The sequence below is a fragment of the Mycetocola sp. BIGb0189 genome, assembly GCF_024810155.1.
Lineage (GTDB): Bacteria > Actinomycetota > Actinomycetes > Actinomycetales > Microbacteriaceae > Mycetocola > Mycetocola lacteus.
Window position 1 is genome coordinate 43,691 of record NZ_JANUED010000002.1, and the last position, 25,388, is coordinate 69,078.

The window sequence follows — 25,388 nt, forward strand, 5'->3', positions numbered from 1 at the left end:
ATTCCCCGTACACGCCGTCGGGGGGACGGCACCGCGGTGTTCCGTGTGTGCGTCGGCCGATTGGTGCCATGACACACTGACGGTCCGGGGGAACACACGGTGGTATTCGAACGACTCAGCGGCGTACGCAACGCCCTTGTGGGAGTGGTGGTAGGCGCACTCGTGGTGAGCCTGGGTCTGGTGGGCACCGGCCCCGCCTTTGCCGCCGGGCCTCCCGCCACCCTGACCCTGGAAGCGATCAACCCCGCGACCGGAGCGACGGTCACGCAGGTGGAATCCAACCGGGAATTCGCCTATACCGCGAGCGTGGGTTGCCCGGATCCCTCGGGGTGTGGTCCCACCACGGTAACCGTAGTCTTTCCCAGCGAGGTGGAGTTTATCGCCAGCGGGTTTACCCCGCCCAACGGCACCACGTATGCGCTCAGCCCCGAGGGCGGACCCGCCACCGGGAAAACCCTCACCATCAACTGGGACAACCTGGACCAGGCATCCCTCATCTACCTGCCCGCCAAGGTCAGCGCGGATGCCGATTCGACCCTGAACGGTTCCCTCCAGGAGGCCACCGCACGTCTGGTTTCCGGGGTGGAGCCGGATGTGACAACGATCGAGGATGCGGCCCAGATTCGCCTGCGTGTGTATGAGCGTCCGGGCATTCTGAGTAGCGCGCAAACCTGGAGCTCGGTGGATATCGCCGAGGGTAGTCGCGCCGAGGCCGAACTGGTGACCACCGCAGTGGCGGCGGCCAACAGCCCCAGCTCGCTGAGCTTTCGGGTGCCCGGAACCGCCGCGATTCCCGAAGCTTCCCTGCCCGTGGCCGAGGCGTTTGATCTGACGGGACTGCGCTTTAACGCAAACCCCGGCGGCATCTCGGTGGTGTTCACCCTGCAGGATGGAACCACCTCCACCGTCTCCGTCCCTGCCGGAACGCTGGCGGTGGACGCCCCCGCGGAGACCGTCGGCTATGACGTGACGGTCTCGGGACTGCCCGCGCTCGGTTCCACCAACGTGGGCCAGCGTACCGTGAGCGTGACCGGTGACTATACCCTGCGCGACTCGCGCCGAAGCGATGGCAGGCGCATCATCGGCGAGGGTGCCAACATTCAGTCGGTACGCGCCACCGCCGATGTCACCAACCGGGTGAGCGACGTGGCCCCGAATGCTCCCACCACGCTGGTCCAGCAGACCCACCGCGACATCGTGGTGGCGGCGCTGCTGCCCTCGATCGCCCGCTCCACCGCGTGGATCACGACCTCGGGTGATCGGACCTCGGTGTACGAATCCGGCGAGGGATCCACGGTCACCGTGCGCCTGTCCAACACCGGCGTGCCCGTGCTCTCCGAGGCGACCCTGCGGCTCACCGCCAACCAGACCAGCCGCACCGCCGACTACTTCGACTATCAAAAGCTCACGGCAAACCCCGAGGTGGTGTTCCCCGCCGGATCCACCCGGGCGAGCATCCGCTACAACTACGCCACCGCGCCGGTGGCCGGTGAGGCACAGGAGTTTTTCGCCGGTGCCGCGGTCCCCGGGCCCGAGGGTGATGGGCGCACGCTGGAAGAGATCGTGGGCATCACGGTCACCTTCTTCGCCACCGACGACGGCGGCATTACCGGGAACTGCGCGCTGGATAACGATGATTGTGCAGCCCGGGTGATTCTCACCTCGGTGTTGCGTGACAAGCGGCTCTCAAACAACAGCCCGATCACCGCGCCCTCCGGCAACCCGGGGACAACCCTGGTGGAATTTGACGGGACCGTTGTGGCCACGGCGGCCACCGGTGCGCGCATCACCGAGAACCTGCCCACCGCGAGTATCACGCTGGTGAAGCCTCAGTTCACCGCCAAGCTCAGCAAGAACCTGGGTTCCGATGCGGACCGGATCGTGTATCCGCTGACCGGTGAGGCACGAGCCGGAGACGTGTTTGACCCCGAAATCGACCCGCAGAACTACCGCGATCACGCGCTGCGGCTGAGCGCATCGACCAGCCCGTCGGCGGGAGCGACCGAGGATCAGGGACCAACCGGGCTCACCATTTCGGACCCGCAGACCACCCCGACAAACGCCAACCTGAAGAGCAACCCGTTTAATACGATCAAACTGTCGGCGCTCTCCTCGCAGGCGGCTGTCTGTACCGATGCGAACGGCGGCACCGTAGCCAGCACCACGAGCTACAAGGTGTGGGTCCTCGGTACCGGAACCTCGCCCACGGTCACCAAGGTTGACTACACGGACGGGATGGAGCTGGACCGGGTGGTGGGATTCGAAGTCACCATCCTTCCGGCCGAGCCGGCCGCGCGCTTCCCGGTGACCATCGACTGTGATCTGCCCGCCGGAACCACCGTCACGTTCCGCAATGAGCAGCTGAGCGGCCCGGTCAAGGTGGACCCCAATCTGATTGGGTCCTCGGACACCCCGGGACTCCTGACCGTGGGAAACACCGCCGAGGTGCGCACCGGGATCAACACCGCGACCGCCACCGGTGGCGACGCGATGTTCCTGCTGGATCTGGCCCGCGCCTCGGTGTTCAAGGACTACGCATCCGGGGCGAAAAAGTACGGCATTCAGGGGCAGGAGTCGCCGACCGCGTTCCTCCTGGCCGGTGTGCCCGAGAGCGAGCGCAGCGTGCGCGTGCGTATGACCGACGGTCCGCACTCGGGGTCCTCACTGGACGTCTTCGCCCTCACCGGTCTGCGTGATGCCCGGGTGGGACCGGACCAGAGGATGACCATCACCATGAACGATATCGACGGGAATCCGATCGGGCCCGTGGGTGAGGTTGAAGCCAGCACCAGCCATAAGGGTGAGGAACTGTCCGCGGAGGATATCGAGGACTCACAGAGTGCCGGATACCTGGATTTCCAGCGGGTGGACCGCGAGATTGAGTGGTCGGGATCCTGGGTTGGATTCGATTCGGCACGCGTCTTTAGCGTGCAGGTTGAGGTCACCCGGGCCGACCCCACCGTTGCGTTGCAGCGCTTCGGGGCGTTCTCGGTGGTGGCCGACATGAAGCTGCGCACGCACCTGCTGACAAACCCCGCGGTGATCGTGAACGGCTCGCTGGCCGGGATCATCAAGCGCAACCGCGCCACACTCACCTCGATGAATGAGCCCGGGGGATGGACCACCGGGATTGTTGGCACGGCCGACTTCACGGTGTACGCCGCCGATCAGCTCTTTGGGGATGCTACCGCGAGCTGGCAGGGCACCCTGGCGGAGAACTACCTGGTCGCCCAGCATCAGAGTCCCTCCCACGTGGTGCTCACCGCGAGTAACAAGACCGCGCTGGGCGTGGACGGGGTGCCGCCCGCAAACCAGTGGTCGGCCACCGGCAGCATTGCCGTGGGCGTGGATAGCATCGCCGTGGGGGTGGGGAACGGGCCGGGAACCGCGACCAACGATCCCTTCGCGATCACCGACTTCACCGGTATCGAACTGGTGACCTGGCCCGATCGTGAGGGTGCTCCCAGCTCGGGCGGGCAGCCCGCAAATAACAAGGTAGCGGGCGTGATCCACTACCTCTTTGCCGACGGCACCACCCTGGATGTGCCGGCACCGGTCAACGCGCAGCCCGCGACCCTGAACCCTCCCAGCGATCGTTTCGCGGACGTGGTCGGGGTGCATATCACCTGGTCCGAGGAGGGCAAGCGGGTGGGTCTCAATCGCCCGACCGCGGTCGTTCAGGGCGAGCTGCGGTTCTTCACGAACCTGCGTGACTACGTCCGTACCGGGTACACCTACCGGTTTGTCGCCGGTGTCCCGGATGAGCTGGCATCGGATCAGAGCATCGATGGGGCCACCCAGATCCCCGGTGAAACGGTAACCCAGCAGGCCAACCTGACCGCCAACTATGCGGCACGGATGGGCAACGTAACGCCGCTGGATCTGACCGTAGACAGCGCCAACCTGGCCATCGATGTGGCGGCCTCCTCGGTGAATGCGGCCGTGTCGGTGACCGGCACGGGAACGCTGAACCGAGACCTGCTGCCCAACCGAACCTGGGTATTGGTTACCCAGAACACCGGAAACATTCCGGTGCGCTCGCTGCGGATGGCTACCGCTGCCGAGTTCCTGGATGGTGCACACTGGCCCTCGGCGGATCCGGACGGATACACCCTTGAGCCCGGATCGGCCCTGGACGCCTTCGATGTCCAGCGAGTCCAGGTGAGATACCCGGTGGGTGCGGTCACGGCCCGGGTCTGGGTGCGGGGTGAGGACGGAAAGTGGAGCGACGCCATCACCGCGGCCGACAACGCCGACCTGACCCTGCCGAGTACCGGAGACGGGCCCAAGACCTGGGCCGAGGCCACCGGTTTCCGGGTGCAGTTTGACGGGGATGAGAACACCCGCAAGCGCATCCTGAAGCGCTCAATCGGTGCGCTCAACATCGAATCCAAGCTGCGCACACACCTGCGTAGCGACCCCACCGAGGTCTCGCCGGCCACCGATTTGCCCAGCGGGGCCAGCCAGTGGGTCGTGGGGATGACCGGTGGTGGCGCATCCTTCATGGACACCTTCACCGTCCCGCTCGCGGAGGTGACCAATGCGCGCGGTGAGACCCCGATCTATCCGGGAACCCCGGCACCGCTGGTTCGCAAGTACGCGGGTCGATACGACCCGGTGACCAACACCGGAACCACCACCACCAACGCGAACCCCGGATCCTGGGTCAACTTCTTTGTGGTGCTGCAGAACAACGCGAATGCCTCGAGCAACCTCTACAACCTCACCGCAATCGATGTGCTCCCACCCGAGCTCGCCTATAACGCGGTGTTCCCCTCCTCGGAGTGGCGGGTGACCTCGGCTCCCGAGGGTGTCTCGCGCACCCCGGAGATGACACTGGTACCGGGGGATCGGGATTCGATGCGCTGGACCTGGCCCGCGGATAACGTGCTGCGTCCGGGCGAGAAGATTGTACTTCAGGTGCCGCTGCAGATGAGTGACGGTGTGGCCTCGGGCAGTTCGGGGACCAACACCGCCCGGCTCGTGGGGAGTGGAATCCTCGGGGCGCTGCCCGCCTCGGTCTGTGCCGATGAGTCCTCGGCAAACGCCAACTGTGTCTCCACCGCCAACGCGAGCTTCCTGCAGAACGACTCGGTGCGCGCGGAGTCCTATATCAACGCGGCAATCGGCGGCTCGGAGACCGAGGCCCGCACCGTGTGTGACCCCTCCACCAACGCCGAGTGGCCCGACGGCGACTGGGTGCGCAACCCGTGTATCGCGCTCACCACGGCGGGGGCAACCCTGACCTACCGGGCGAAGCTGATCAACTCGGGAAACAGCGCGCTGAGCCAGTTCCGATTTGTGGACGAGCTGCCCGCGATCGGCGACACCGGTGCGGTGCTGGAAACCGCGCGTAACTCGCAGTGGACGGCGGCCCTGGTCCCGGGATCGGTCAGGCTGCTGGGTGGTGCCGAGGCCGAGGCCATCGGTGCCCGCGGGGACGCCGCCTTCTCCGCCGAGGGACTGCGCTACTCCTCGACGGGCAACGCCTGCCGGGTCGCCCCCGACGCGTTCGGCGGCGCAAACACGCTCGCCTGTGACGCGGGCACCTGGAGCGGCACCGCCACCCCAACCACGCACGCCCTGGGGGCGGACATCGTGTTTGCCGATGACGCTCGGATGCTTGGTGGCGAGTTTGTGGTGGTGGAGTTTGATGTGACCGTTCCGGAGACCAGCACCACCCCTCGGGTGGCCTGGAACTCCGTCGCGGCCACCGGACGCGTCAACGCGGCAAGCAGCTGGCTGCCGGCCGCCGAGTCGCCCCGCTCGGGTGCCCGCGCGCAGGACAGCGAGCTGACCCTGACCCTGAACCTCCGGGATGACCCGGTCACCCGCTGGCACCTGGGATCCACCGGCTATGCGCTCGACTATGCGTGTCTGGCACCGGGGGCCGAGTCCCCGGTTACCGGAACCGCGAACTTTGCCGGAATCGGCGCGGTGGACGAGACACTCTCGATCACGGTCACCGGCCTCCCGCTCGGGGCATCCTGCTCGATCGTGGACCAGCGCTATCAGCCCACCGGGACCACGCCCCCGGGCCAGTACGGTTCGGTTTCGGCCGGCACCACCGGGTACGGGTTTAGCACCGATCCCGAGGATGCTCTGGTGCTGGGAACCACCCTGGCCGATAACGTGATTGCCACCACCAATGCCTTTGCCGAGGCGGTGGTGACCCTCGCGGTCGAGGTGGATGGTGATGCAACCTTCCTCCCCGCGGACGCACCGTTCGAGGTGGCGATGAGCTGCACCTTCGCGGGAATCACCGAGAACTATGGGCCCTTCAGCCTGGTTCCCGGAGACACCCAGCGTGTGGACGGTCTGCCGGTTGGTGTGACCTGTACCCCGGCGGAGACCAACTCACGCGGGGCTGCCACGGTCACGGCGACGCTCAACACCGAGGCGGTGCCACTGGATGCAAACCGGGCCTTTGACGCCGAGACCCTGGAGCCGGGGACCCACGACGTGGTGTTCCTCAACACCTTCAACGCGGGTGGCGACCTGACCATTCTCAAGCGGGTGGAGACGCCGAGCCTGACCACCACGGTGGGCGATGCACGCTTCACCGTGGTCTGCACCCTCGCCGGGGCACCGATCGCGCTGGGCGATGTGGGCACGTTCACGCTCGCCATCGCCGCGGGGGAGACCACCGCATCCCGGGCTATTGCCGGTCTGCCGGTGGGCGCCGAGTGTGTGGTGACCGAAACCGAGTCGGGCGGGGCGAATATCGCCGCCCCCGAACGCACGGTCACGATCCTGGATGGGGAACCGGTCACGGTCGAGATGCTCAACACCTATTCGCCGGCGGCACTCGAACTCACCAAGGTTCTCACCGGTCCGGGGGCGGGCGAGTCCCGGGTCCCGGGCAGCTTTGAGGCGCGGGCAACGTGTACTCGGGAGCTGACCGTGGGTGGTGCCGCGGTCACGGTGACCGATCACGATGCGCTCACGGTCCTTCGGCCGGGAACCGCCGTGCGGATTGATGCTCTGCCCGAGGGTAGCGTCTGTACGATCACCGAGCCCGATCTGCGGGGTGCGGAGAGCGTGAGCATCGATCCGGTGACTCCGGGCGTTGTCGATCAGCAGTCGGCGGCGAATACCGCCCGGGTTGCCCTGGTGGGCCCGGGGGCCGATGGCAATCCGATCCCCACCGCGGTGCGGGTGACCAACACCTATGCGGCGACGCCGGGAGTTGCGGGTCCGGGCGGTTCGATCCTGGGGTCCACGGGTGCTCAGCACGCCGTGGGGCTGGGTGCCCTCGCCCTTGCCACGTTGCTGGCCGGACTCGGCGCGTTCTTCTTCCGCCGCCGAGGCCGCACCGAATAGCCTCCCTCCAAGACGCACGGCCCCGTGTGAGAACCCGGGGCCGTGCGCATATGCGGGGTGCTGCCATACTCGGAGGATGAGCGGATTTCATCATGTCGAGGTGTGGATCGCGGACCGCGAGTCCCTTGGCGACTGGGCCTGGCTGCTGACCCGCCTCGGTTTCACTCGGGACAGCGTGTGGGCCGAGGGAGAGTCCTGGGGTGCCGGAGGCTCGTATCTGAGCCTCACCACCTCCCCGAACCTGTCCTCGCCCGTGCACGATCGTCGGCGGGCGGGGATCAACCATCTGGCCTTCCACGGTGGATCCCGGGCGGAGGTCGACGCGCTGGTCGCCGCGGCCCCGGCCCACGGCTGGCGGACGCTGTATGCCGAACGCTATCCACACGCCGGCGGTCCCGACCACTACGCGGCCTGGTGTGAAAATGCCGACGGGTTCAAGGTCGAGGTGGTGGCCGAATAATCGGGCATACAAAAAGACCCACGGGAGAAATCCCGTGGGTCTTTTGTGGTGTCGTGACTAGTTCACGCAGGGGATGGAGCCGGCCTGCAGCGGCTCCTTCCAGTCGTGGTAGGTGTTGTCTGCCGGAGCCTCGGAGGAGGGGGCGCCCGGGGTGGCCGGAGCCTCGGAGGCGGGAGCCTGCGGGGTTTCCGGGGTCTTCGGGGTCTCGGCGGTGCCGGCGCCCGCGCCGCCGGTGGCGGGGGTTTCGGGGGTGGCGCTGCCGGAGGGGGTGGTGCCGAGCAGCTGGGCCACGGTGGCGTGGATCTGGTCCAGGTCCACCAGGTTGACGTCCTTGCCATCACGCTTGGCATAGCCGGTGATCGGCAGGGTTGTGAAGGTGATGTTTCCCCCGGCGAGGCTCGAGGCCTGCTGGGCGAAGCTCAGGAATTCGAATCCGTCATCCACCGCGATGTACTGCTTGGCGGTGCCAACCAGGCTGGTGATCGTGGCGGGGTTGGTGAAGGTGCCCGCCTGCTTGAGCTTATAGGCGAGGGACACCATGAACGCCTGCTGGCGACGGGTGCGGTCAAAGTCGGTCAGCTCCAGACCGGACTTACCGGTGTCGCGCCGCTGACGCACAAAGCTCATGGCCTGCTGCGCGTCGATCTCCTGCATGCCCGCCGGGAAGTTCGCTCCCGAGTACTTGTCCTCGGTGGCCTGGTTCAGGCACACCTGGATCGGAGCCACCGCCTGAGCGACCTGGTAGAAGGCCGCCATAGTGATCTCCACGAAGTGGTCGATCCGCACGCCGCCGAGGAAGTTGGACACCGTGTTGATCTGAGCCTGACGCCCGGCGGTACGGGCCTCCTGATAAGCCTCATCGCGGCTCATGCCGCCGCGCACGAGCTCGCGCAGCTTCTCGTCCAGGGCGAGGCCGTAGGCCTCCTTGATCTTGGACATCTTTACCCCGTTGGGGTGACCGGCCAGCTCGGCGTAGTCATCGCGCGGGATGGAGATTCCCTGCGCCCGGCCGCCACCGGCGGGGATGTGGATGAGCATCATCACGTTGGCGTTGTATCCGCCATCACCCTGGTCTCCGGCGTGGATCGCGTTGTAGATCTCCTCGGGGAACGGCTTGCCGTTCTGATCCACCCGACTGTCCAGACCCATGATCAGGATATTGGTTTCATCGGTGTTTTGATTGGCACCAAATTCGGGCTTGCCGCTGGGCATCGAGATTGGAGACCGGTGAATATTGTTGTTCAGGTCCTGATACACATACAGCGCGAAGGCACCGGTTCCGGCGGTCAGCAGCACCAGGGTGCTCACCACGGCGAGTGCGATCTGGCGGCGCAGACGTTTGCGCGGAGTCAGTCCGGCCGCGTGGCTCACGGCGGCGCGGGAAGAGTTCGGATCGGTCACGAGGCTCCAAATCGGGGGTGCACGGAGAATTAAGCCTATCGCGTGATGTCGAGTAATCTCTGTGACCGCGCGGGGAGAATGCCGGGGACGACTAAGCTTGAGGGGTGGCTCACCTGTTGGGAGCGGAATCGCTCCACCTAGAATTTCCCACCCGCGTAATCTTCGAGAAGGTTACTGCCGGGGTCAATGAGGGCGACCGGATCGGTATCGTCGGCCGTAACGGTGATGGCAAGTCCACGCTGTTGCAGCTGCTGGCCGGCCGGATCGAACCCGATTCGGGTCGGGTCACGCGTCGCCGCGGGGTGACCATCGGCTACCTCGATCAGCGCGACATCCTGGACTCGGACATGACGGTTGCCCAGGCGATTGTCGGCGACACCGAGGAGTACATCTGGGCCGGTGATCCGAAGATCCGCGACGTGATCTCGGGTCTGCTGTCCGATCTGCCCTGGACCGCCGAGATCGGCACCCTCTCCGGTGGTCAGCGCCGCCGGGTCGCCCTGGCCGCTCTGCTGGTGGGTGACTGGGACGTGCTGTTCCTGGATGAGCCCACCAACCACCTCGACGTCGAGGGTGTGTCCTGGCTGGCCGGACACCTGAAGAACCGCTGGATCCCGGGCCAGGGTGGCCTGCTGGTGGTCACCCACGACCGGTGGTTCCTCGATGAGGTGTCCACCGACACCTGGGAGGTGCACGACGGCATCATCGAACCCTTCGAGGGTGGCTATGCCGCCTACGTGCTGCAGCGCGTGGAGCGCGACCGGATGGCCGCGACCATCGAGGGCAAGCGTCAGAACCTGATGAAGAAGGAGCTCGCCTGGCTGCGCCGCGGTGCCCCCGCACGCACGGCCAAGCCGAAGTTCCGGATCGAGGCTGCCAACGCCCTGATCGCCGATGTCCCGCCGGTGCGTAACACCGTGGCGATGAGCCAGATGGCGACCTCGCGCCTGGGTAAGGACGTCGTGGACCTGCTGGATGCCGGCGTGAAGTACGGCGATCGGACGATCCTGAAGAGCGTGGAATGGCGTATCGCCCCGGGTGAGCGCACCGGAATCCTCGGTGTCAACGGTGCCGGAAAGTCGACCCTGCTGGGCCTGGTAACCGGCGAGGTGCAGCCCACCTCCGGTGTGGTCAAGCGCGGCAAGACCGTGAAGATCGCCGCACTGACCCAGCAGCTCGCCGAGCTGGAAGACATTCAGAACGAGCGCGTCTCGGCCGTGATCGGCCGCTACCGCACGAGCTATAAGGCCGGCGATAAGGAGATGACCCCGGGCCAGCTGCTCGAGCAGATGGGCTTCGCCTCCGCTCAGCTGCAGACCCCGGTGAAGGACCTCTCCGGTGGTCAGAAGCGCCGCCTGCAGCTGCTGCTGATCCTGCTGGATGAGCCCAACGTGCTGATCCTCGATGAGCCCACCAACGACCTCGACACCGACATGCTCGCGGCCATGGAGGACCTGCTGGACACCTGGCCCGGCACCCTGCTGGTGGTTTCGCACGACCGGTACCTGCTGGAGCGGGTCACCGATCAGCAGTATGCGGTACTGGATGGCGACCTGCGTCACCTGCCCGGCGGCGTGGACGAGTACCTGCGCATCCGCAACGCGACCCCGGCCTCGGCGAGCAAGCCCGAGGAGCTGACCTCGCAGGCCAGCTCGGCCCCGGCTAAGCCCGGCCTGAGCGGTGGCGAGCTGCACCGCGCGCAGAAGGAGCTGGCCTCGATCGAGCGTCGGATCCAGAAGGCAACCGCCGCAATCGATGCGGCCCACGCACGCCTGGCCGAGCACGACCAGAGCGATTACGCGGGCCTGGGCAAGATCACCGAGGAGACCCAGAAGCTCTCGGCCGATATCTCCAGCCTGGAAGAGCGCTGGCTTGAGCTTTCGGACCTGCTGGGTTCGTGAGTCTGGCTGTTCCGTCCGCGCAGCGTCTCATCTTTGAGACGCTGCGCGGGCGTTTTGACGCCGAGGGATGGTGGCCGGCAGCATCGACCTTCGAGATGATGGTGGGCGCGATCCTGGTGCAGAACACCGCCTGGCGCAACGTGGAAACCTCGATTCGGGCGCTGCGGGAGCGCGCACTGTTGGATCCGGTGGCGCTCGCCGCAATCCCGGCCGAGGAGCTGGCCGAGGTGATCCGGCCCAGCGGCTTTATGACCGCCAAGTCGCGCTCGGCGGTGGCCCTCGCGCGCTGGGTGGTCGAAACGGACAGCCTGAACGGTGGGGTGTCTTCGCGCACCGATGCCGAGCTCCGCGAGGAACTACTCGCGCTACCGGGCATCGGCCCCGAGACCGCCGACGTGATCGGCCTCTACGCCTTTGACCGCCCGGCCTTTATCTGGGACACCTACGCCCGCCGGATGCTCACCGCTGTGGGCTATTCGGTTCCCGGCAGCTACCCGGCCGCCCGTCGCGCGCTGACCGCGACGGTTGAGGCCGCCGGTTTCAGCGTGTCCGAGTATCGGGAGTTTCACGGCCTGATCGTTGAAGCGGGCAAACACGCCCGTTCCCTAGGCGGTTGGGACGTGCTGGCGGCCGAGCTGTTCCCCGCGCGCTAAGACGCCCGCCGAAACGACCGTGGGCACCCCGGAAATTCGGGATGCCCACGGGTGTGCAGTCGACTAGTTAAAGAGTCTCCGGAACAGGTTGGTTTCGGCCAGGTCGAGCAGTTCCTTGCCGTTGTCCGGTTGAGGGGACTGTATTGTGCGCTGGCTAGTTGAAGAGTCTCCGGAACAGGTTGGTTTCGGCCAGGTCGAGCAGTTCTTCGCCGTTGTCCGGTTGAGGGGACTGTATTGTGCGCTGGCTAGTTGAAGAGTCTACGGAACAGGTTCGTCTCGGCCAGGTCGAGCAGTTCTTCGCCGTTGCCGGAGAGGATTGTGCGCAGTGCGTACAGGGTGAAGCCCTTGGCCTGGGCGGCGGTCACGGTTGGCGGGATCGAGAGTTCCTGACGCGCGGTCATCACCTCAACCAGCGCGGGGCCGTCGTGTTCGAAGGCCGTGCGCAGCGCGCCCTCAAGATCGTCGGGGCTTTCCACACGCTGACCGTGTAGCCCGATCGCGGTCGCGACCTCGGCGAAGTTGGGGTTGTCGAGTCCGGTGCCGTAGGTCACAAACCCGGCGGCCTTCATCTCCAGTTCCACGAAGTTCAGCGAGGAGTTGTTGAACACCACGATCTTCACCGGAAGCTTCAGCTGGCGCAGCGTGATCAGTTCACCCAGCAGCATGGCCAGTCCGCCGTCGCCGGAGAGCGCGACCACCTGGCGCTCGGGGAAGGCAGACTGGGCACCGATGGCGTGGGGAACCGCGTTGGCCATTGTGCCGTGGTTGAAGGATCCGATCAGGCGGCGCTTGCCGTTCATTTCCAGGTAGCGGGAGGCCCACACCACGGGGGATCCCACGTCGGGGATGAACACGGCGTCCTCGCTGGCCAGGTCGCTGATCAGCTTGGCCACGTACTGCGGATGGATCGGGGTGCGACCGCGATCGTTGGTGGCCAGCTCATCGAGGCCCTTTCGCGCCTTCCGATAGTGCTTGAGGGAGGCGTCGAGGTGTTTGGAGTCGGTGCGTTCGCGCAGGATGGGAAGCAGCGCCTCGGCGGTGTCTTTGACCGATCCCACCAGCCCCAGATCGATCGGGGTGTGCTGACCGAGGTTTTCCCCGCGAATATCGACCTGGATGATCTTCGCCTTGGACGGGTAGAACTGACGGTAGGGGAACCCTGTCCCGAGCATCAGCAGCACCTCGGCGTTCTCCATCGCCCGGTAGCCCGAGGAGAATCCCAGTAGGCCGGTCATGCCCACGTCGTAGGGGTTGTCGTATTCGATGAACTCCTTACCGCGCAGCGCGTGCACGATGGGTGCCTTGAGTCTGGCTGCCAGCGCGATCACCTCATCATGGGCACCCTCGGTGCCGGCACCGGCGAGGATCGTGACGTCCTCGCAGCCGTTGAGGATCTCGGCCGCCTGGGCGAGCAGCGCATCGGTGGGCCGGGTAATCCGCGGGGCGTGCACGATGGGGGCCGAGCGGCGGGTATTCGGGGTGGACTGCAGCAGAATGTCGCCGGGGATGACCACCACCGCGACACCGCGCAGCTCGATCGCCATCCGCATCGCCCGCTCGATCACAAACGGCACCTGCTCGGCCACACTCACCAGCTCGGTGTAGACCGAGGCTTCGCGGAAAAGTTCCTGTGGGTGGGTTTCCTGGAAGTAGCCGCTGCCGATCTCGGCGCTGGGGATCTGGGCGGCGATAGCCAGCACCGGAACCCGGCTGCGGTTGGCATCGAAGAGCCCGTTGATGAGGTGGGTGTTGCCGGGTCCGCAGCTGCCCGCACACACGGTGATCTCACCGGTGAGGGCGGCCTCGGCCGCCGCCGCGAACGCCGCGGCCTCCTCATTGCGCACGTGCTGCCAGGCGATGGTGCCGTCCTTACGCAGGGCGTCGGTGAACCCATTGAGTGAATCTCCGGGGAGCCCGTATACCCGGCTGACTCCCGCATCCTTGATCGTTTCGACGATGGTTTCGGCAATGCTTGGCATTAAAAATCCTCCCGCGCTACATGATCGTTATCCCTTTCCACCCTACTCGCGACGGGTGAACTTAATGCATGCATCAATGCATGGTTCTGATACAGTGGCGACGTGACCGAATCAATCCTGTTGCCGTGGGAGGGTGATCACAGCCGCTCAGTGGCTATGAAAATCGCCGCCACGACCGCCAAAAGTATCGTCCAAGGCGGGTATGGTCCCGGCGACCTGCTCACCGAGGTAACCCTCGCCGACTCCCACGGTGCCAGCCGAACCCCCGCTCGCGAAGCCATGCTGCAACTGCACACCTGGGGTCTAGTGCGCCTGATGCCCAAAAAGGGTGCCCTGGTTACCGCCGTATCCCCAAAGGAACGGCGGGATCTGCTGGATGTACGGGCGATGTGCGAGACCCGCGCGGTCGAGCTGTTGGCCGATGATGACGCGGGAAAGCTTGCGCTGTTGGACCGCCTATATGCGTGCATCGCCGCCCAGCAGGAGGCCCTCGTCGAGGGTGACCTGCTGTGCTTTGCCCAGAACGACGTGGCCTTCCACCTGCGCATCATCGAGGCCGGGGGCAACCTGGTGGTGGGGGAGATGCTGAAAAGCCTGGGACCGCGCCTGGCCCGTCTGATCTACCAGGCCACGATCGAGCGCCCCTCCGCAGCCGCCGGATTCCGCGAGGAGCATGTTCGCCTGGCCGCGATGATCGCCGCCGGAGACACCGAGAGCTTTGGCACCGCCGTGCGTGCCCACATCGACCGGGGAACCTCCACCGGAGGCGTCGCGTGACCCGTGCACCCTGGTGGCGTGTTGCCCCGGCCGTGTTTTTGCTGGCCTGGGGCGGGAATCACTTCACGCCGCTGCTCCACCTCTACGAGGAACTCGGACGCTATGCCGCCTGGCAGGCGAACCTCCTGCTGGGAATGTATGTGCTCGGGCTGGTTCCCGGGCTGCTGATTGCCGCCGCCCTCTCCGACCGCTTCGGGCGCAAGCCCGTGCTGGTGACCGGGGTACTGCTGGGAATTGCTGCCAGCGTCATGCTGGGCCTCGGGCTGCACTCGTTTGTCCTGCTGTGTGCCGGGCGTGCGCTCGCCGGCGTGGGGGTGGGCATCGCGATGTCGGTGGGTTCGAGCTGGATCAAGGAGCTTTCGGCCCCCGACATCGACCCGAGCGCCGCCCGCGGATCGGGGGCGCGCCGTCCCACCCTCACCCTGACCATCGGGTTTGGGCTGGGTGCCGCGGTCACCGGAATCCTGGCTCAGTGGGCCCCGGATCCGTCCCAGCTGCCCTATGTGGTGCATGCCGTGCTCAGCATTGTGGCCCTGGTTCCGCTGATGCGCGCTCGAGAAACCCTGACCGCGGGTCCCGAAGCGGGGACCCACTGGTGGCAGGATCTGCGCATCCCCGCCTCGGGTGGCCCGGCATTCCGCCGCGTCATCGTGCCCGCGGCCCCCTGGGTCTTTGCCGCCGCGGGGATCGCCTATGCGATCATGCCGGCCATTGCCTCCCGCCAGATGGGGGAGTGGACCACGCTCTACGCCACCATTCTTACGGTCCTGACCCTGGGTACCGGCGCGCTGGTGCAGCCCTATGTGGCCAAGCTTGATGGGCGCACCCGGGGTCAGGCGCTGAGTATCGGGCTGGCCCTGATGTCGCTGGGTATCGTGCTGGCCGTGGTAGCCGCGATCCTGAGCAACCCGATCCTGCCCTTCTTCGTGGCACCGATCCTGGGCTGCGCGTATGGGGTCACGGTGGTCGCCGGCCTGACCCGGGTACAGGCTATTGCCACCCCACAGGACCTGGCCGGTCTCACCGGCGTGTACTACTCGCTGACCTATTCAGGATTCTTACTGCCGGCTGTGCTTGCCGCGCTGCTGCCGGTCATGAGCTACACCTTCTCGTTGGCGATAGTTGCCGTGATCTGCGTAATTTGTCTGGTCATCGTGTACACCGGGAGCAAGCGTTTCCGCCCCGGAATCACGGGCTAAAACCTGTTCGTGTCTCGGTTTGTTACGGGCCGTTTTCGGCATCCCGCCCGGGTTCCCTACGGTTGAACCATCGTGAGAAGTGCTCGCGGAGAAAGGAAGCCCAGATGTCTATCAAGCACAAAATCGCCGGAGTCGTCGCAGGAATGGCCGCGATTGCGCTGCTGGCTGGTTGCTCCTCCGCAGCCACCCCCGAGGGTGGATCGTCGGCAGATGCCGGCAAGACCGTGAAGATTGGTGTTGTTGGCGCCAGCGACCCGTACTGGGAAACCTATAAGGATGAGGCCAAGAAGGCCGGCATCAACGTCGAGATCGTTGGTTTCACCGAGTACCCCCAGGTCAACCCGGCACTGGCTAACGGCGACGTTGACATCAACCAGTTCCAGCACCTGATCTACCTCGCCCAGTACAACGTGGGTGAGAACAAGGACCTGACCCCGATCGGTTCGACCGCAATCTACCCGCTGCCCCTGTACTCGAAGAAGTACAAGGATGTGAAGGACATCCCCGAGGGCGCGACCATCGCGATCCCCAAGGACGAGTCCAACCAGGCCCGCGCGCTGCTGGCCCTGCAGGGTGCCGGTCTGGTCAAGCTCAAGGATGGCGGCTCGATCGTCTCGATCGCCGATGACGTGGAGTCCGGCTCCAAGGTCAAGGTCATCACCGTGGACGGTTCGCTTGCGGCCGCTCAGCTGGATGACCCGGCCGTTGCCGGTGCCGTGATCAACAACGACTTCGCCACCAAGGCCGGAATCGATGTCAGCTCGGCCATCGCCAAGGACAGCGCCGAGGACCCCAAGTCCCAGGCCTACGTCAACGTGTTCGCGGTTCGCGCCGCCGACAAGGACAACGCCACCTACAAGAAGCTGGTGGAGATCTACCAGGACTCCGAGGCCGTGAAGAAGGGTGTGCAGGAGGCTAACAACAACAGCGCCGTGTTCGCCAAGATCCCGGCAGCCGACCTGGAGAAGACCCTCAAGGACGTCGAAAAGACCGTCAAGGCTACCAAGTAGTAGGACATCACATACACCCGGGCGGTGATTGGAGACATGCTCTCCAATCACCGCCCGTGGGCGTCTGGGCCGTGATAGCGTCGCCGAGTCCTCGGTGATTTGAGGCCACACACGTATTTTGGGCGGTTTTGCCGCAACCGCAGCAGCAAGGAGCGCAACAATGGCACTGGTCAGTTTGACCGACGTCACCAAGACCTATCCGGATCCCAATGATCGTAGGCGTCAGATCGCCGCTATCGACGGGGTTTCCCTGGATATTCAGTCGGGCGACGTCTACGGCATCATCGGCTACTCGGGGGCCGGAAAATCCACCCTGGTCCGGTTGATCAACGCGCTGGAATCGGCCAGCTCGGGCAGCATCCTGGTGGATGGGGCCGAGGTCACCACGATGCGTGAGGGTGAGCTGCGCAAGCTGCGTCTGGGCATCGGCATGATCTTCCAGCAGTTCAACCTCTTCAACGCCAAGACGGTTCGGGCAAACATCGCCTATCCGCTCAAGGTGGCGGGGGTGCCCAAGGCCGAACGGAATCGCCGAGTCGAGGAGCTACTGGCCTTTGTGGGGCTTTCCGAGAAGGCTAAATCCTTCCCCGATCAGCTCTCCGGCGGGCAGAAGCAGCGGGTGGGCATTGCCCGCGCGCTGGCGACCTCGCCGCGGATACTGCTGGCCGATGAGGCGACCAGCGCGCTGGACCCCGAGACCACCCACGAGGTGCTGGGTCTCCTCAAGAAGGTCAATCAGGAACTCGGCATCACGATCATCGTGATCACCCACGAGATGGACGTCATCCAGCAGATCGCCACCAAGGTCGCGGTGATGGAAAGCGGCAAGGTCATCGAAAACGGTGAGGTCTATGAGGTGTTCTCGAACCCTCAGCACGCGGCGACCCGTCGCTTTGTCTCCACCGTGGTGCGGGGAATCCCGGTTGGTGAGGAGCTGCAGACGCTGCGGTACCGTCACCCGGGACGGATCTTTACCGTGTCGATCCTCGACGGGGATACCAGCCAGGCGCGGGTGTTTGAGATCCTGACCCGGGCCGGACTCGGATTTGAACTGATCTACGGTGGCATCAACGACATTCAGGGCCGGACCTTTGGTCACCTGACCCTCGCCGTGACCGGGGACGATGCGGCACTCGAGTCTGCCCTCGCCCAGATTTCCGCGCTGACCGAGATCGTGGAGGCCCGCTGATGGACGATATCACCAACATCATTAACAACATCCCCAAACTGATCACCGCCTCCGGGGAAACCCTCTATATCGTCGGTTTTGCGTTGCTGCTGGGCGGATTCCTGGGACTCGTCCTGGGCCTGATCCTCTACGTAACGCGACCCGGTAACCTGCTGCAGAACCGTCCGGTGTTCACGATCCTCAACGTGATCGTGAACATCTTTAGGCCCATCCCGTTCCTGATCTTCCTGGTTGCGCTTCAGCCGCTGACCCGAATCGTGGTGGGCACCGGAAACGGTAACACCGCGATGGTGTTCACGATGTCGATGGCGGCAATGTTCGGGATCAGCCGAGTGGTGGAGCAGAACCTGCTGACCGTCTCGCCCGGCGTGATCGAGGCCGCCCGGTCGGTGGGTGCCTCGCGGCTGCGGGTCATCTTCACGGTGATCCTGGGTGAGGCCCTCGGACCCCTGATCCTCGGCTACACCTTCGTCCTGGTGGTCATCGTGGACATGTCCGCGTTGGCCGGCACGATCGCCGGTGGCGGTCTGGGTACCTTCGCGCTGGAGAACGGCTACCGCCAGTTCAAGCCCGAGCTGACCTATGCGGCGCTGGTGATCGTAATCATTCTGGTGCAGCTGATCCAGTTCCTTGGCAACTGGCTGGCCCGCAAGGCGCTCCGCCGCTAGGGTCCATACACAACGCCCGGGTGGCTTCTTCGGAAGTCCACCCGGGCGTTGTTACGTCCGGGAGCCGGTGCGGCGGCACTGGCTGAAACGGGCTATACGGAATCCACGCCCAGGCGGCGCAGCAGGATCGAGAGGGATTCCTGTTCGCGCTCGGTGATCGCCGAGAGCAGCTGCGATTCGGCCGCCAGCAGTGCCGAGATCGCGGCATCCACGGCGTCGCGTCCCTCGGCGGTCATAACCACCAGGATGCCGCGGCCGTCGTTGGGATCTGTCTCACGGCGCACCAGCCCGCGGGCGACCAGGCGGTCGATCCGGTTGGTCATCGTGCCGCTGGACACCAGGTTCTGGGTGAGCAGGGTTTTGGGGCTCAGCGTGAAGGGGGCTCCGGCACGGCGCAGCGAGGCTAGCACGTCAAATTCCCAGGGCTCCAGGCCCGGCTCGGCAAAGGCCGCGCGACGGGCCGCATCCAGCTGATGGCTCAGCCGATCCACCCGGGAGAGCACCCGCAGGGGCGCGAAATCGAGATCGGGGCGCTCGCGTTCCCACGAGCGCACGATCAGATCGACTTCATCCGGTTGTGCGGGCATCTCACTATTATCTCGACTTCGAGACAGTTGTGGGGGATTGACGGCAAATCCACACGCTTCGTGGCGACCGAAGTTGCGGCTTGTGGGCGTTGTCGGCGGCGACACTCGTCGGAATCTGGCAGACTGGGATCGCACACGTCCTACGACGTGTTCCGCCTTGGTGTAACGGCAGCACGGCAGCCTTTGGAGCTGTCCGGTCCAGGTTCGAATCCTGGAGGCGGAGCGCAGTGCACTCTTAGACACCGCACTCTCGCAGGGTACGGTGTTCCCTTCAGAAAGGAATCGAGTGACCGATTCGCAGCTCGCCGTTATCGTTCTTGCCGCAGGGCAGGGAACCCGGATGAAGTCTCGCACCCCGAAGGTTCTGCACCCGCTGGGTGGCCGCACCGTCGTGGGTCACGTCATCGAAGCGGCGCGCAGCCTGGAGGCCGCTCACGTCCTCGCCGTGGTGCGCCACGAGCGTGATCTGGTGGCCGCCTCGATCACCGAACAGCTTCCCGAAACCATCATCGTGGACCAGGATGAGATCCCCGGCACCGGTCGTGCGGTGGAACTCGCCGTCGCGGCGCTGCCCGCGGGGTTCGCCGGCGATGTGCTGGTGCTCAACGGCGATGTGCCGCTGCTGACCGCCGAAACCCTTTCCGCGCTGATCGCCGATCACCGCGGTACCGGGGCCTCGGCCACCATTCTGTCGGCCATCCTCGATGATGCCACCGGCTACGGTCGAATCATCCGCACCGAGGCCGGCGACCTGGACCGGATTGTCGAGCACAAGGACGCCAATGAGGTCGAGCTGGCATCCCGCGAGATCAACGCCGGCATCTACCTCTTTGGTCTGGCCGCGCTGCGCGAGCAGCTCGCCGCGCTGACCACCGATAACGCCCAGGGCGAGAAGTATGTGACCGACGTGCTCGGCCTGCTGCGTACCGCCGGCTCGGCGATTGCCGCGCTCCCGGTGAGCGATGCCTGGGAGGTTGAGGGCATCAACGACCGCGTGCAGCTCGCCGCCGCCGCCGCGCGCCTCAACACCGTGACCATCGAGCGCTGGCAGCGTGCCGGGGTGACCGTTCAGGACCCGCGCACCACCTGGATCGACGTCCAGGCCACGCTGGCGCCCGATGTGACCCTCAAGCCCGGCACGCAGATCCTCGGACCCAGCGTGATCGAAAGCGACGCCGTGATCGGCCCGGACACCACCCTGTTCGCCGTGGAGGTGGGCGAGGGAGCCGAGGTCAAGCGCACCGAGGCCAGCCACAGCGTCATCGGTGCCGGCGCGACCGTGGGGCCGTTCACGTTCCTGCGCCCGGGCACCGTTCTCGGTGCCAACGGCAAGATCGGCGGCTTTGTCGAGACCAAGAATGCCAAGATTGGCGCGGGCTCCAAGGTCCCGCACCTCTCCTATGTGGGCGACGCCACCATTGGTGAGGAAACCAACATCGGTGCGGGCACAATCTTCGCCAATTACGACGGCGTGAACAAGGCCGCATCCACCGTGGGATCGCATGTTCGAATTGGATCGCACAGTGTGGTCGTCGCTCCGGTTACAATTGGAGACGGTGCGTACTCGGGTGCGGGCACCGTGGTCCGGAAAGATGTTCCGGCCGGGAGCCTCGCCATCAACGTTTCACCGCAGCGCAACCTCGAGGGCTGGACCGAGTCCAAGCGTCCCGGAAGCGCGGCGGCACTGGCGGCCGAGGCCGCCAATTCCCCCACAGCAGATAACTGAATAACGCGAAACGTCGGTCAAGACCGGCAGGAAGCAGGAGTGGTGTCCGGCATTAAAACGAATGGTCAGAAGCGTCTGGTTCTGGTCGCGGGTCGCTCGCACCCCGAGCTCGCTGAGGCAGTAGCCGAGGCGCTCGGGTCCGAGCTCGTCCCGACCGACGCTCGTACCTTCGCCAACGGTGAGATCTACGCGCGGTTCGATGAGAGCGTGCGTGGTTGTGATGCATTTGTCATCCAGTCCCACACCGCTCCGATCAACGAGTGGCTGATGGAGCAGCTGATCATGGTTGACGCGCTCAAGCGTGCCTCCGCCAAGCGGATCACCGTGGTCGCCCCGTTCTACCCCTATGCACGTCAGGACAAGAAGGGTCGCGGCCGTGAGCCGATCTCGGCTCGCCTCGTCGCCGACCTGTTCAAGACCGCCGGTGCCAACCGCATCATGTCGGTGGACCTGCACGCCTCGCAGATCCAGGGCTTCTTCGACGGCCCGGTGGACCACCTGTTCGCGATGCCGGTTCTGCTGGAGCACTTCCGTGCCTCCCTCGACCGCACCGAGCTGACCGTGGTGTCCCCGGACATGGGCCGCGTGCGCGTGGCCGACATGTGGAGTGACCAGCTGGATGCGCCGCTGGCGATCATCCACAAGCGTCGCGACCCGCTGGTGGCCAACCAGGTCACCGTGCACGAGATTGTCGGTAACGTCGAGGGTCGAGTCTGCCTCCTGGTGGACGACATGATCGACACCGGTGGAACCATCGTCAAGGCGGCTCAGGCCCTCAAGGACAACGGTGCAACCCGCGTGATTGTGGCCGCCACCCACGCCGTGTTCTCGGACCCGGCGAGCGAGATCCTGCAGTCGGCCTGCGTGGACGAGGTCGTGGTGACCGACACCCTGCCGATCCCCGAGCACAAGCGCTTCGACACCCTCACCATCCTCCCGATCGCGCCGCTGCTGGCGCGCGCGATCCACGAGGTCTTCGAGGACGGTTCGGTTACCTCGATGTTCGATGGTGCCGCCTAGCCTTTAGCCACATCACAAACGCCTCCCGCTCATCGAGCGGGAGGCGTTTGTGCGTGTGGTGGTGGTCGCTGTGTTTGTGCCCGGTTAATCCGCGAGTTCCGCCGCAGGCACGACCGCGACCGCGGGCACCACGCCGCCGCGTCGAGACAGCAGGCTTCCACGCGCGCGCATCAGGCTGGGGACCACCAGATAAACGGCCAGGGGAACCACGGCCGCGGTCAACACCAGCGTGCGCAACGGCAGAGGCCAGCCCGCGGAGAGGGGTTCGAGGGCGAACGAGCCGAGGGTGACCAGGGGGAAGATGGCGAGCCAGGTGAGCAGTGCGCGGACGTGGGTCGAGGGTGGTTTCTGTGACATTAATCAATCTCCAACTGTTTGGTTGCAGATCCGAGAGTAGCGCCTCAATCGAGCATCTGCAACTGTTTAGTTGGAATTGCTAGACTGGGGTCATGGCCTGGGATACCGAACGCACTCAAAAGCTCCTGCTCGATGCCGCGACGGCATGCTTTAGCGAGTCTGGTTTGGCGGGCACCCGGATCGACGCCATTGCGCGGGCGGCCGGGGTGAATAAGGAACGTATCTACAGTTACTTCGGCAACAAGGAGGCGCTGTTTGAGACCGTGCTTTCGCGCGAGTTAGAAACCTTCGTGGGGCAGGTGCACGTATCCGGCGTCGGAGCCGAGGCCGTGGGGGAGTATGCCGGAGCCTTTTTTGATCGCTTCCATCAGAGCCCGCACCTGCCCCGATTGCTGGCCTGGGAGGGACTGGAACGTCCCGCCGCTCGGATGGGTGGACACACCCGGCTGGCAAACTGTGTGGCCAAGGTGGATACCCTGTCCGTGGCCTTGCCCGGTGTATCGCGACCCCAGGTGGCCCAGCTGCTCCTGAGCATCATCATGCTCGCCGCCGCCTGGTGGACCATGCCGCAGATGAATCGCCTGGTGCTCGGTGGGAGTGAGGGGACTCAGGATGACCCCGAAACGGCGGCCGATCGGTTCGGCCGTGACCGGCACCGCCGGGCGGAGCTCGTGGTGCAGGTAACCGGCGCCGCACGCGCCCTCCTCGCGAGCGATTAGCGACACGTTTGATGGGCGCGCTCCATCGCGCCGGCGCACGCGCGTAGCGTGAATGGATGTGAGCGAGATTCGGTTCCGATTCGCGGTAGCCGCGGATGCGCCCAGGGTTGTGGCGCTGGCCGCCCGCGTGTTTCGCGGGGCGCCCAGTCGCGCGGGGTGGGCGAGCGAGGTGGGGATGTCCTCGTCGCGGCCGACGGACCTTTCGCTGGCCGCGCGCTGGATTAGGTCCGAGAATCAGTGGGTGCTCCTGGGGGAGGTGGAGGGCACTCTGGTGGCCGCGGCGCACGTACGGAGCAGCTGCGGGGGCCGGACCCTGGAATCCGCGGTGAGCAGCGGAGTCGCGGGTGGGGGGCGGGTGCGCCTGGGGGCGTTTTGGGTGGATCCCGTTCGCGCTCGATGCGACGTGACCGCGGCGATGCTCGCGGAGCTGGACCGAATACTACGAAGCTCGGTGCGCGGGGAGGCTCGCGAACTGGTGATCGTGACTCCCCAACCCGCACTCACCGCGTATTTCCTGCGCCGAGGTTTTATCCCCAGCGGAAAAATCTTTGATCTGCCGCCCGTTGATCCTCAGATCCGGGTGGGAAGACCCGATGCTGCGGTGGCGACCGCTCCCTGAGTGCCCTGGCGGAGGTTGCGAAGCGGGCGTAGGGTGGGCTCATGACAAACGATGTAATCGCAAACGACCCTCAGATCACCATGTATGGTGCCGACTGGTGCCGTGACTGTGTGCGCTCTAAGGCCCTGCTGGATGCCCGTGGTGTGGCCTATACCTATGTGGATCTGGTGGCCGATGAGAACGGTGCCGAGCGCGCTCAGGCGATCTCCGGCCGCACCCAGATTCCGGTGGTGGTATTCCCGGATGGGTCGCATCAGGTTGAGCCGAGCGACCGTGATCTGGAGGCCAAGCTCACCGAGCTGGGTGTCCTCTAGCGCACATCTGCCATACCAGCGGCCTCCTAACGGCGCATGCTTCCCTGGTGAAACATGCGTCGTTTTGTATTTCACGGGTCGCAATTGCTCAACTGGTATGGTAGTTTTCTTGTGGGCGGAATGACCGACCCGTCGCATCATCAAAGGAGTTGACCGCGCATGCGTATCGCCAGTGCCGAAATCATCGTCACCAGTCCCGACCGGAACTTTGTCACGCTGAAGATCACCACCGAAGACGGAATCACCGGCCTGGGTGACGCCACCCTGAACGGTCGCGAACTGGCCGTGGTTGCCTACCTGCAGGAGCACGTGGTGCCGCTGCTGATCGGTGCCGACGCGCACCGCATCGAGGACATGTGGCAGTTCCTCTACCGCGGGGCCTACTGGCGCCGTGGACCGGTCACCATGGCCGCGATTGCCGCCGTGGACGTGGCGCTCTGGGACATCAAGGCCAAGGCCGCCGGCATGCCCCTCTACCAGCTGCTGGGTGGTGCCTCGCGTAACGGCCTGCTCGCCTACGGTCACGCCTCGGGCAAGACCATGCCGGAGCTGTTTGACAGCATCCGTTCGCACCAGGAGCAGGGCTACCGGGCGATCCGCGTGCAGACCGGTGTTCCCGGCCTGAAGTCGATCTACGGCATCGCCTCCAACGACACCTTCGACGCCAACACCGGCGTGCGCTACGACCACGAGCCCGCCCAGCGCGGTGCCTACCCGGCCGAGGAGGACTGGGACACCCGTGCCTACCTGCGCCACGTACCCACCGTGTTCGAGGCCGTGCGGAACGAGTTCGGTCCCGAGCTACCGCTGCTGCACGACGGCCACCACCGGATGACCCCGATCCAGGCCGCCAAGCTGGGCAAGAGCCTCGAGCCCTACGACCTGTTCTGGCTTGAGGACTGCACCCCGGCCGAGAACCAGGAGGCGCTGCGCCTGGTCCGTCAGCACACCACCACCCCGCTGGCCATCGGTGAGATTTTCAACACTCAGTGGGACTACCAGCAGATCATCCGCGAGCAGCTCATCGACTACGTGCGCTCGGCAGTGACCCACACCGGTGGTATCTCGCACCTGAAGAAGATCCTGGAGTACGCGGCGCAGTACCAGATCAAGTCCGGTATGCACGGACCGACCGACATTTCCCCGGTGGGTATGGCCGCGGCCATGCACCTGGGACTGGCAATCCACAACTTCGGTATCCAGGAGTACATGAAGCACGGGGCCAAGACCGACCAGGTCTTCGAGCAGTCCTTCACCTGGGAGAACGGATTCCTGCACCCGGGCAACAAGCCGGGTCTGGGTGTCGAGCTCAACAAGGACGAGGCGGGCAAGTACCCGTACGAGCAGGCGTACCTGCCCTACAACCGTCTGGCCGACGGCACCGTTCACGACTGGTAGGAAGCTACCCGCACGATGACGCATCGTGTGGGATCAGGATTCGATTGGCGGGTGTGGGTTTGCGCCGGGTACACCCGCTAATCGAACA

The 25,388-nt window shown here is 65.4% G+C and carries 19 protein-coding genes and 1 tRNA gene; 16 read left to right on the plus strand and 4 right to left on the minus strand.

Translation table 11 applies throughout. The features are described from left to right. Positions 1–99 precede the first annotated feature (99 nt). Positions 100–7,323 (plus strand): DUF5979 domain-containing protein, encoded by a 7,224-nt coding sequence (locus M2390_RS02680; protein ID WP_259176867.1) that lies wholly within the window; start codon positions 100–102, stop codon positions 7,321–7,323. 76 nt (positions 7,324–7,399) lie between these two features. Then, the gene (locus tag M2390_RS02685; protein ID WP_259176869.1) at positions 7,400–7,783 is read left to right on the plus strand and encodes a glyoxalase; all 384 of its coding nucleotides are present in this window, start codon (positions 7,400–7,402) and stop codon (positions 7,781–7,783) included. A 57-nt stretch (positions 7,784–7,840) separates the two neighbouring features. Here the strand turns inward: M2390_RS02685 and M2390_RS02690 are convergent, their stop codons facing one another. Next, a complete protein-coding gene (locus tag M2390_RS02690; protein WP_259176871.1) occupies positions 7,841–9,184 on the minus strand; it encodes an LCP family protein in 1,344 nt (447 codons plus the stop codon). A 104-nt stretch (positions 9,185–9,288) separates the two neighbouring features. On the opposite strand from M2390_RS02690, the gene M2390_RS02695 reads away from it, so the two are divergent. Beyond that, entirely contained in the window at positions 9,289–11,085 is a 1,797-nt protein-coding gene (locus tag M2390_RS02695) for an ABC-F family ATP-binding cassette domain-containing protein (protein WP_121687185.1), read from the plus strand. Beyond that, entirely contained in the window at positions 11,082–11,738 is a 657-nt protein-coding gene (locus M2390_RS02700; RefSeq protein ID WP_259176874.1) for an endonuclease III domain-containing protein, read from the plus strand. The genes M2390_RS02695 and M2390_RS02700 overlap by 4 nt, the downstream gene beginning before the upstream one ends. Before the next feature lie 245 nt (positions 11,739–11,983). Here the strand turns inward: M2390_RS02700 and poxB are convergent, their stop codons facing one another. After that, positions 11,984–13,717 carry a ubiquinone-dependent pyruvate dehydrogenase gene (gene poxB, locus M2390_RS02705; RefSeq protein ID WP_259176876.1) on the minus strand — a complete coding sequence of 578 codons (1,734 nt, stop codon included), beginning with the start codon at positions 13,715–13,717 and terminating at the stop codon, positions 11,984–11,986. Positions 13,718–13,819: 102 nt separating this feature from the next. Here poxB and M2390_RS02710 point away from each other — a divergent pair, with 102 nt between their 5' ends. The 5 genes from M2390_RS02710 (at position 13,820) to M2390_RS02730 (ending at position 18,560) form a co-directional block, all read left to right on the plus strand. After that, a complete protein-coding gene (locus M2390_RS02710; RefSeq protein ID WP_259176878.1) occupies positions 13,820–14,494 on the plus strand; it encodes a GntR family transcriptional regulator in 675 nt (224 codons plus the stop codon). After that, entirely contained in the window at positions 14,491–15,693 is a 1,203-nt protein-coding gene (locus M2390_RS02715) for an MFS transporter (RefSeq protein WP_259176879.1), read from the plus strand. Before M2390_RS02710 ends, M2390_RS02715 begins: the two co-directional genes overlap by 4 nt. 104 nt (positions 15,694–15,797) lie before the next feature. After that, entirely contained in the window at positions 15,798–16,703 is a 906-nt protein-coding gene (locus tag M2390_RS02720) for a MetQ/NlpA family ABC transporter substrate-binding protein (RefSeq protein WP_259176880.1), read from the plus strand. Positions 16,704–16,863: 160 nt separating this feature from the next. Then, positions 16,864–17,892: a methionine ABC transporter ATP-binding protein gene (locus M2390_RS02725; protein ID WP_259176882.1), complete on the plus strand. Its 1,029-nt coding sequence runs from the start codon at positions 16,864–16,866 to the stop codon at positions 17,890–17,892. After that, positions 17,892–18,560 (plus strand): methionine ABC transporter permease, encoded by a 669-nt coding sequence (locus tag M2390_RS02730; RefSeq protein ID WP_259176883.1) that lies wholly within the window; start codon positions 17,892–17,894, stop codon positions 18,558–18,560. The genes M2390_RS02725 and M2390_RS02730 overlap by 1 nt, the downstream gene beginning before the upstream one ends. A 92-nt stretch (positions 18,561–18,652) precedes the next feature. Here M2390_RS02730 and M2390_RS02735 read toward each other — a convergent pair whose 3' ends face one another. Then, positions 18,653–19,147, minus strand: a complete 495-nt coding sequence (locus M2390_RS02735; RefSeq protein WP_259176884.1) for a MarR family winged helix-turn-helix transcriptional regulator — start codon at positions 19,145–19,147, stop codon at positions 18,653–18,655. 151 nt (positions 19,148–19,298) lie between these two features. Here M2390_RS02735 and M2390_RS02740 point away from each other — a divergent pair. From M2390_RS02740 to M2390_RS02750, 3 genes are all read left to right on the plus strand, one after another. Beyond that, positions 19,299–19,370, plus strand: a tRNA-Gln gene (locus M2390_RS02740). A gap of 63 nt (positions 19,371–19,433) precedes the next feature. Beyond that, positions 19,434–20,873 (plus strand): bifunctional UDP-N-acetylglucosamine diphosphorylase/glucosamine-1-phosphate N-acetyltransferase GlmU, encoded by a 1,440-nt coding sequence (gene glmU / locus M2390_RS02745; RefSeq protein WP_259176885.1) that lies wholly within the window; start codon positions 19,434–19,436, stop codon positions 20,871–20,873. Between the two features lie 42 nt (positions 20,874–20,915). Beyond that, entirely contained in the window at positions 20,916–21,893 is a 978-nt protein-coding gene (locus tag M2390_RS02750) for a ribose-phosphate diphosphokinase (protein ID WP_259176886.1), read from the plus strand. Between the two features lie 84 nt (positions 21,894–21,977). Here M2390_RS02750 and M2390_RS02755 read toward each other — a convergent pair whose 3' ends face one another. After that, positions 21,978–22,250: a hypothetical protein gene (locus M2390_RS02755; RefSeq protein WP_259176887.1), complete on the minus strand. Its 273-nt coding sequence runs from the start codon at positions 22,248–22,250 to the stop codon at positions 21,978–21,980. 92 nt (positions 22,251–22,342) lie between these two features. On the opposite strand from M2390_RS02755, the gene M2390_RS02760 reads away from it, so the two are divergent. The 4 genes from M2390_RS02760 (at position 22,343) to manD (ending at position 25,300) form a co-directional block, all read left to right on the plus strand. After that, a complete protein-coding gene (locus tag M2390_RS02760) occupies positions 22,343–22,969 on the plus strand; it encodes a TetR/AcrR family transcriptional regulator (protein WP_259176888.1) in 627 nt (208 codons plus the stop codon). 58 nt (positions 22,970–23,027) lie between these two features. Beyond that, the gene (locus M2390_RS02765; protein WP_259176890.1) at positions 23,028–23,588 is read left to right on the plus strand and encodes a hypothetical protein; all 561 of its coding nucleotides are present in this window, start codon (positions 23,028–23,030) and stop codon (positions 23,586–23,588) included. Between the two features lie 41 nt (positions 23,589–23,629). Next, the gene (locus tag M2390_RS02770; RefSeq protein WP_259176892.1) at positions 23,630–23,902 is read left to right on the plus strand and encodes a glutaredoxin domain-containing protein; all 273 of its coding nucleotides are present in this window, start codon (positions 23,630–23,632) and stop codon (positions 23,900–23,902) included. A 159-nt stretch (positions 23,903–24,061) separates the two neighbouring features. Beyond that, positions 24,062–25,300, plus strand: coding sequence for a D-mannonate dehydratase ManD (gene manD, locus M2390_RS02775; protein WP_121687172.1), 1,239 nt, complete (start codon positions 24,062–24,064; stop codon positions 25,298–25,300). The last annotated feature ends 88 nt before the right edge of the window (positions 25,301–25,388 follow it).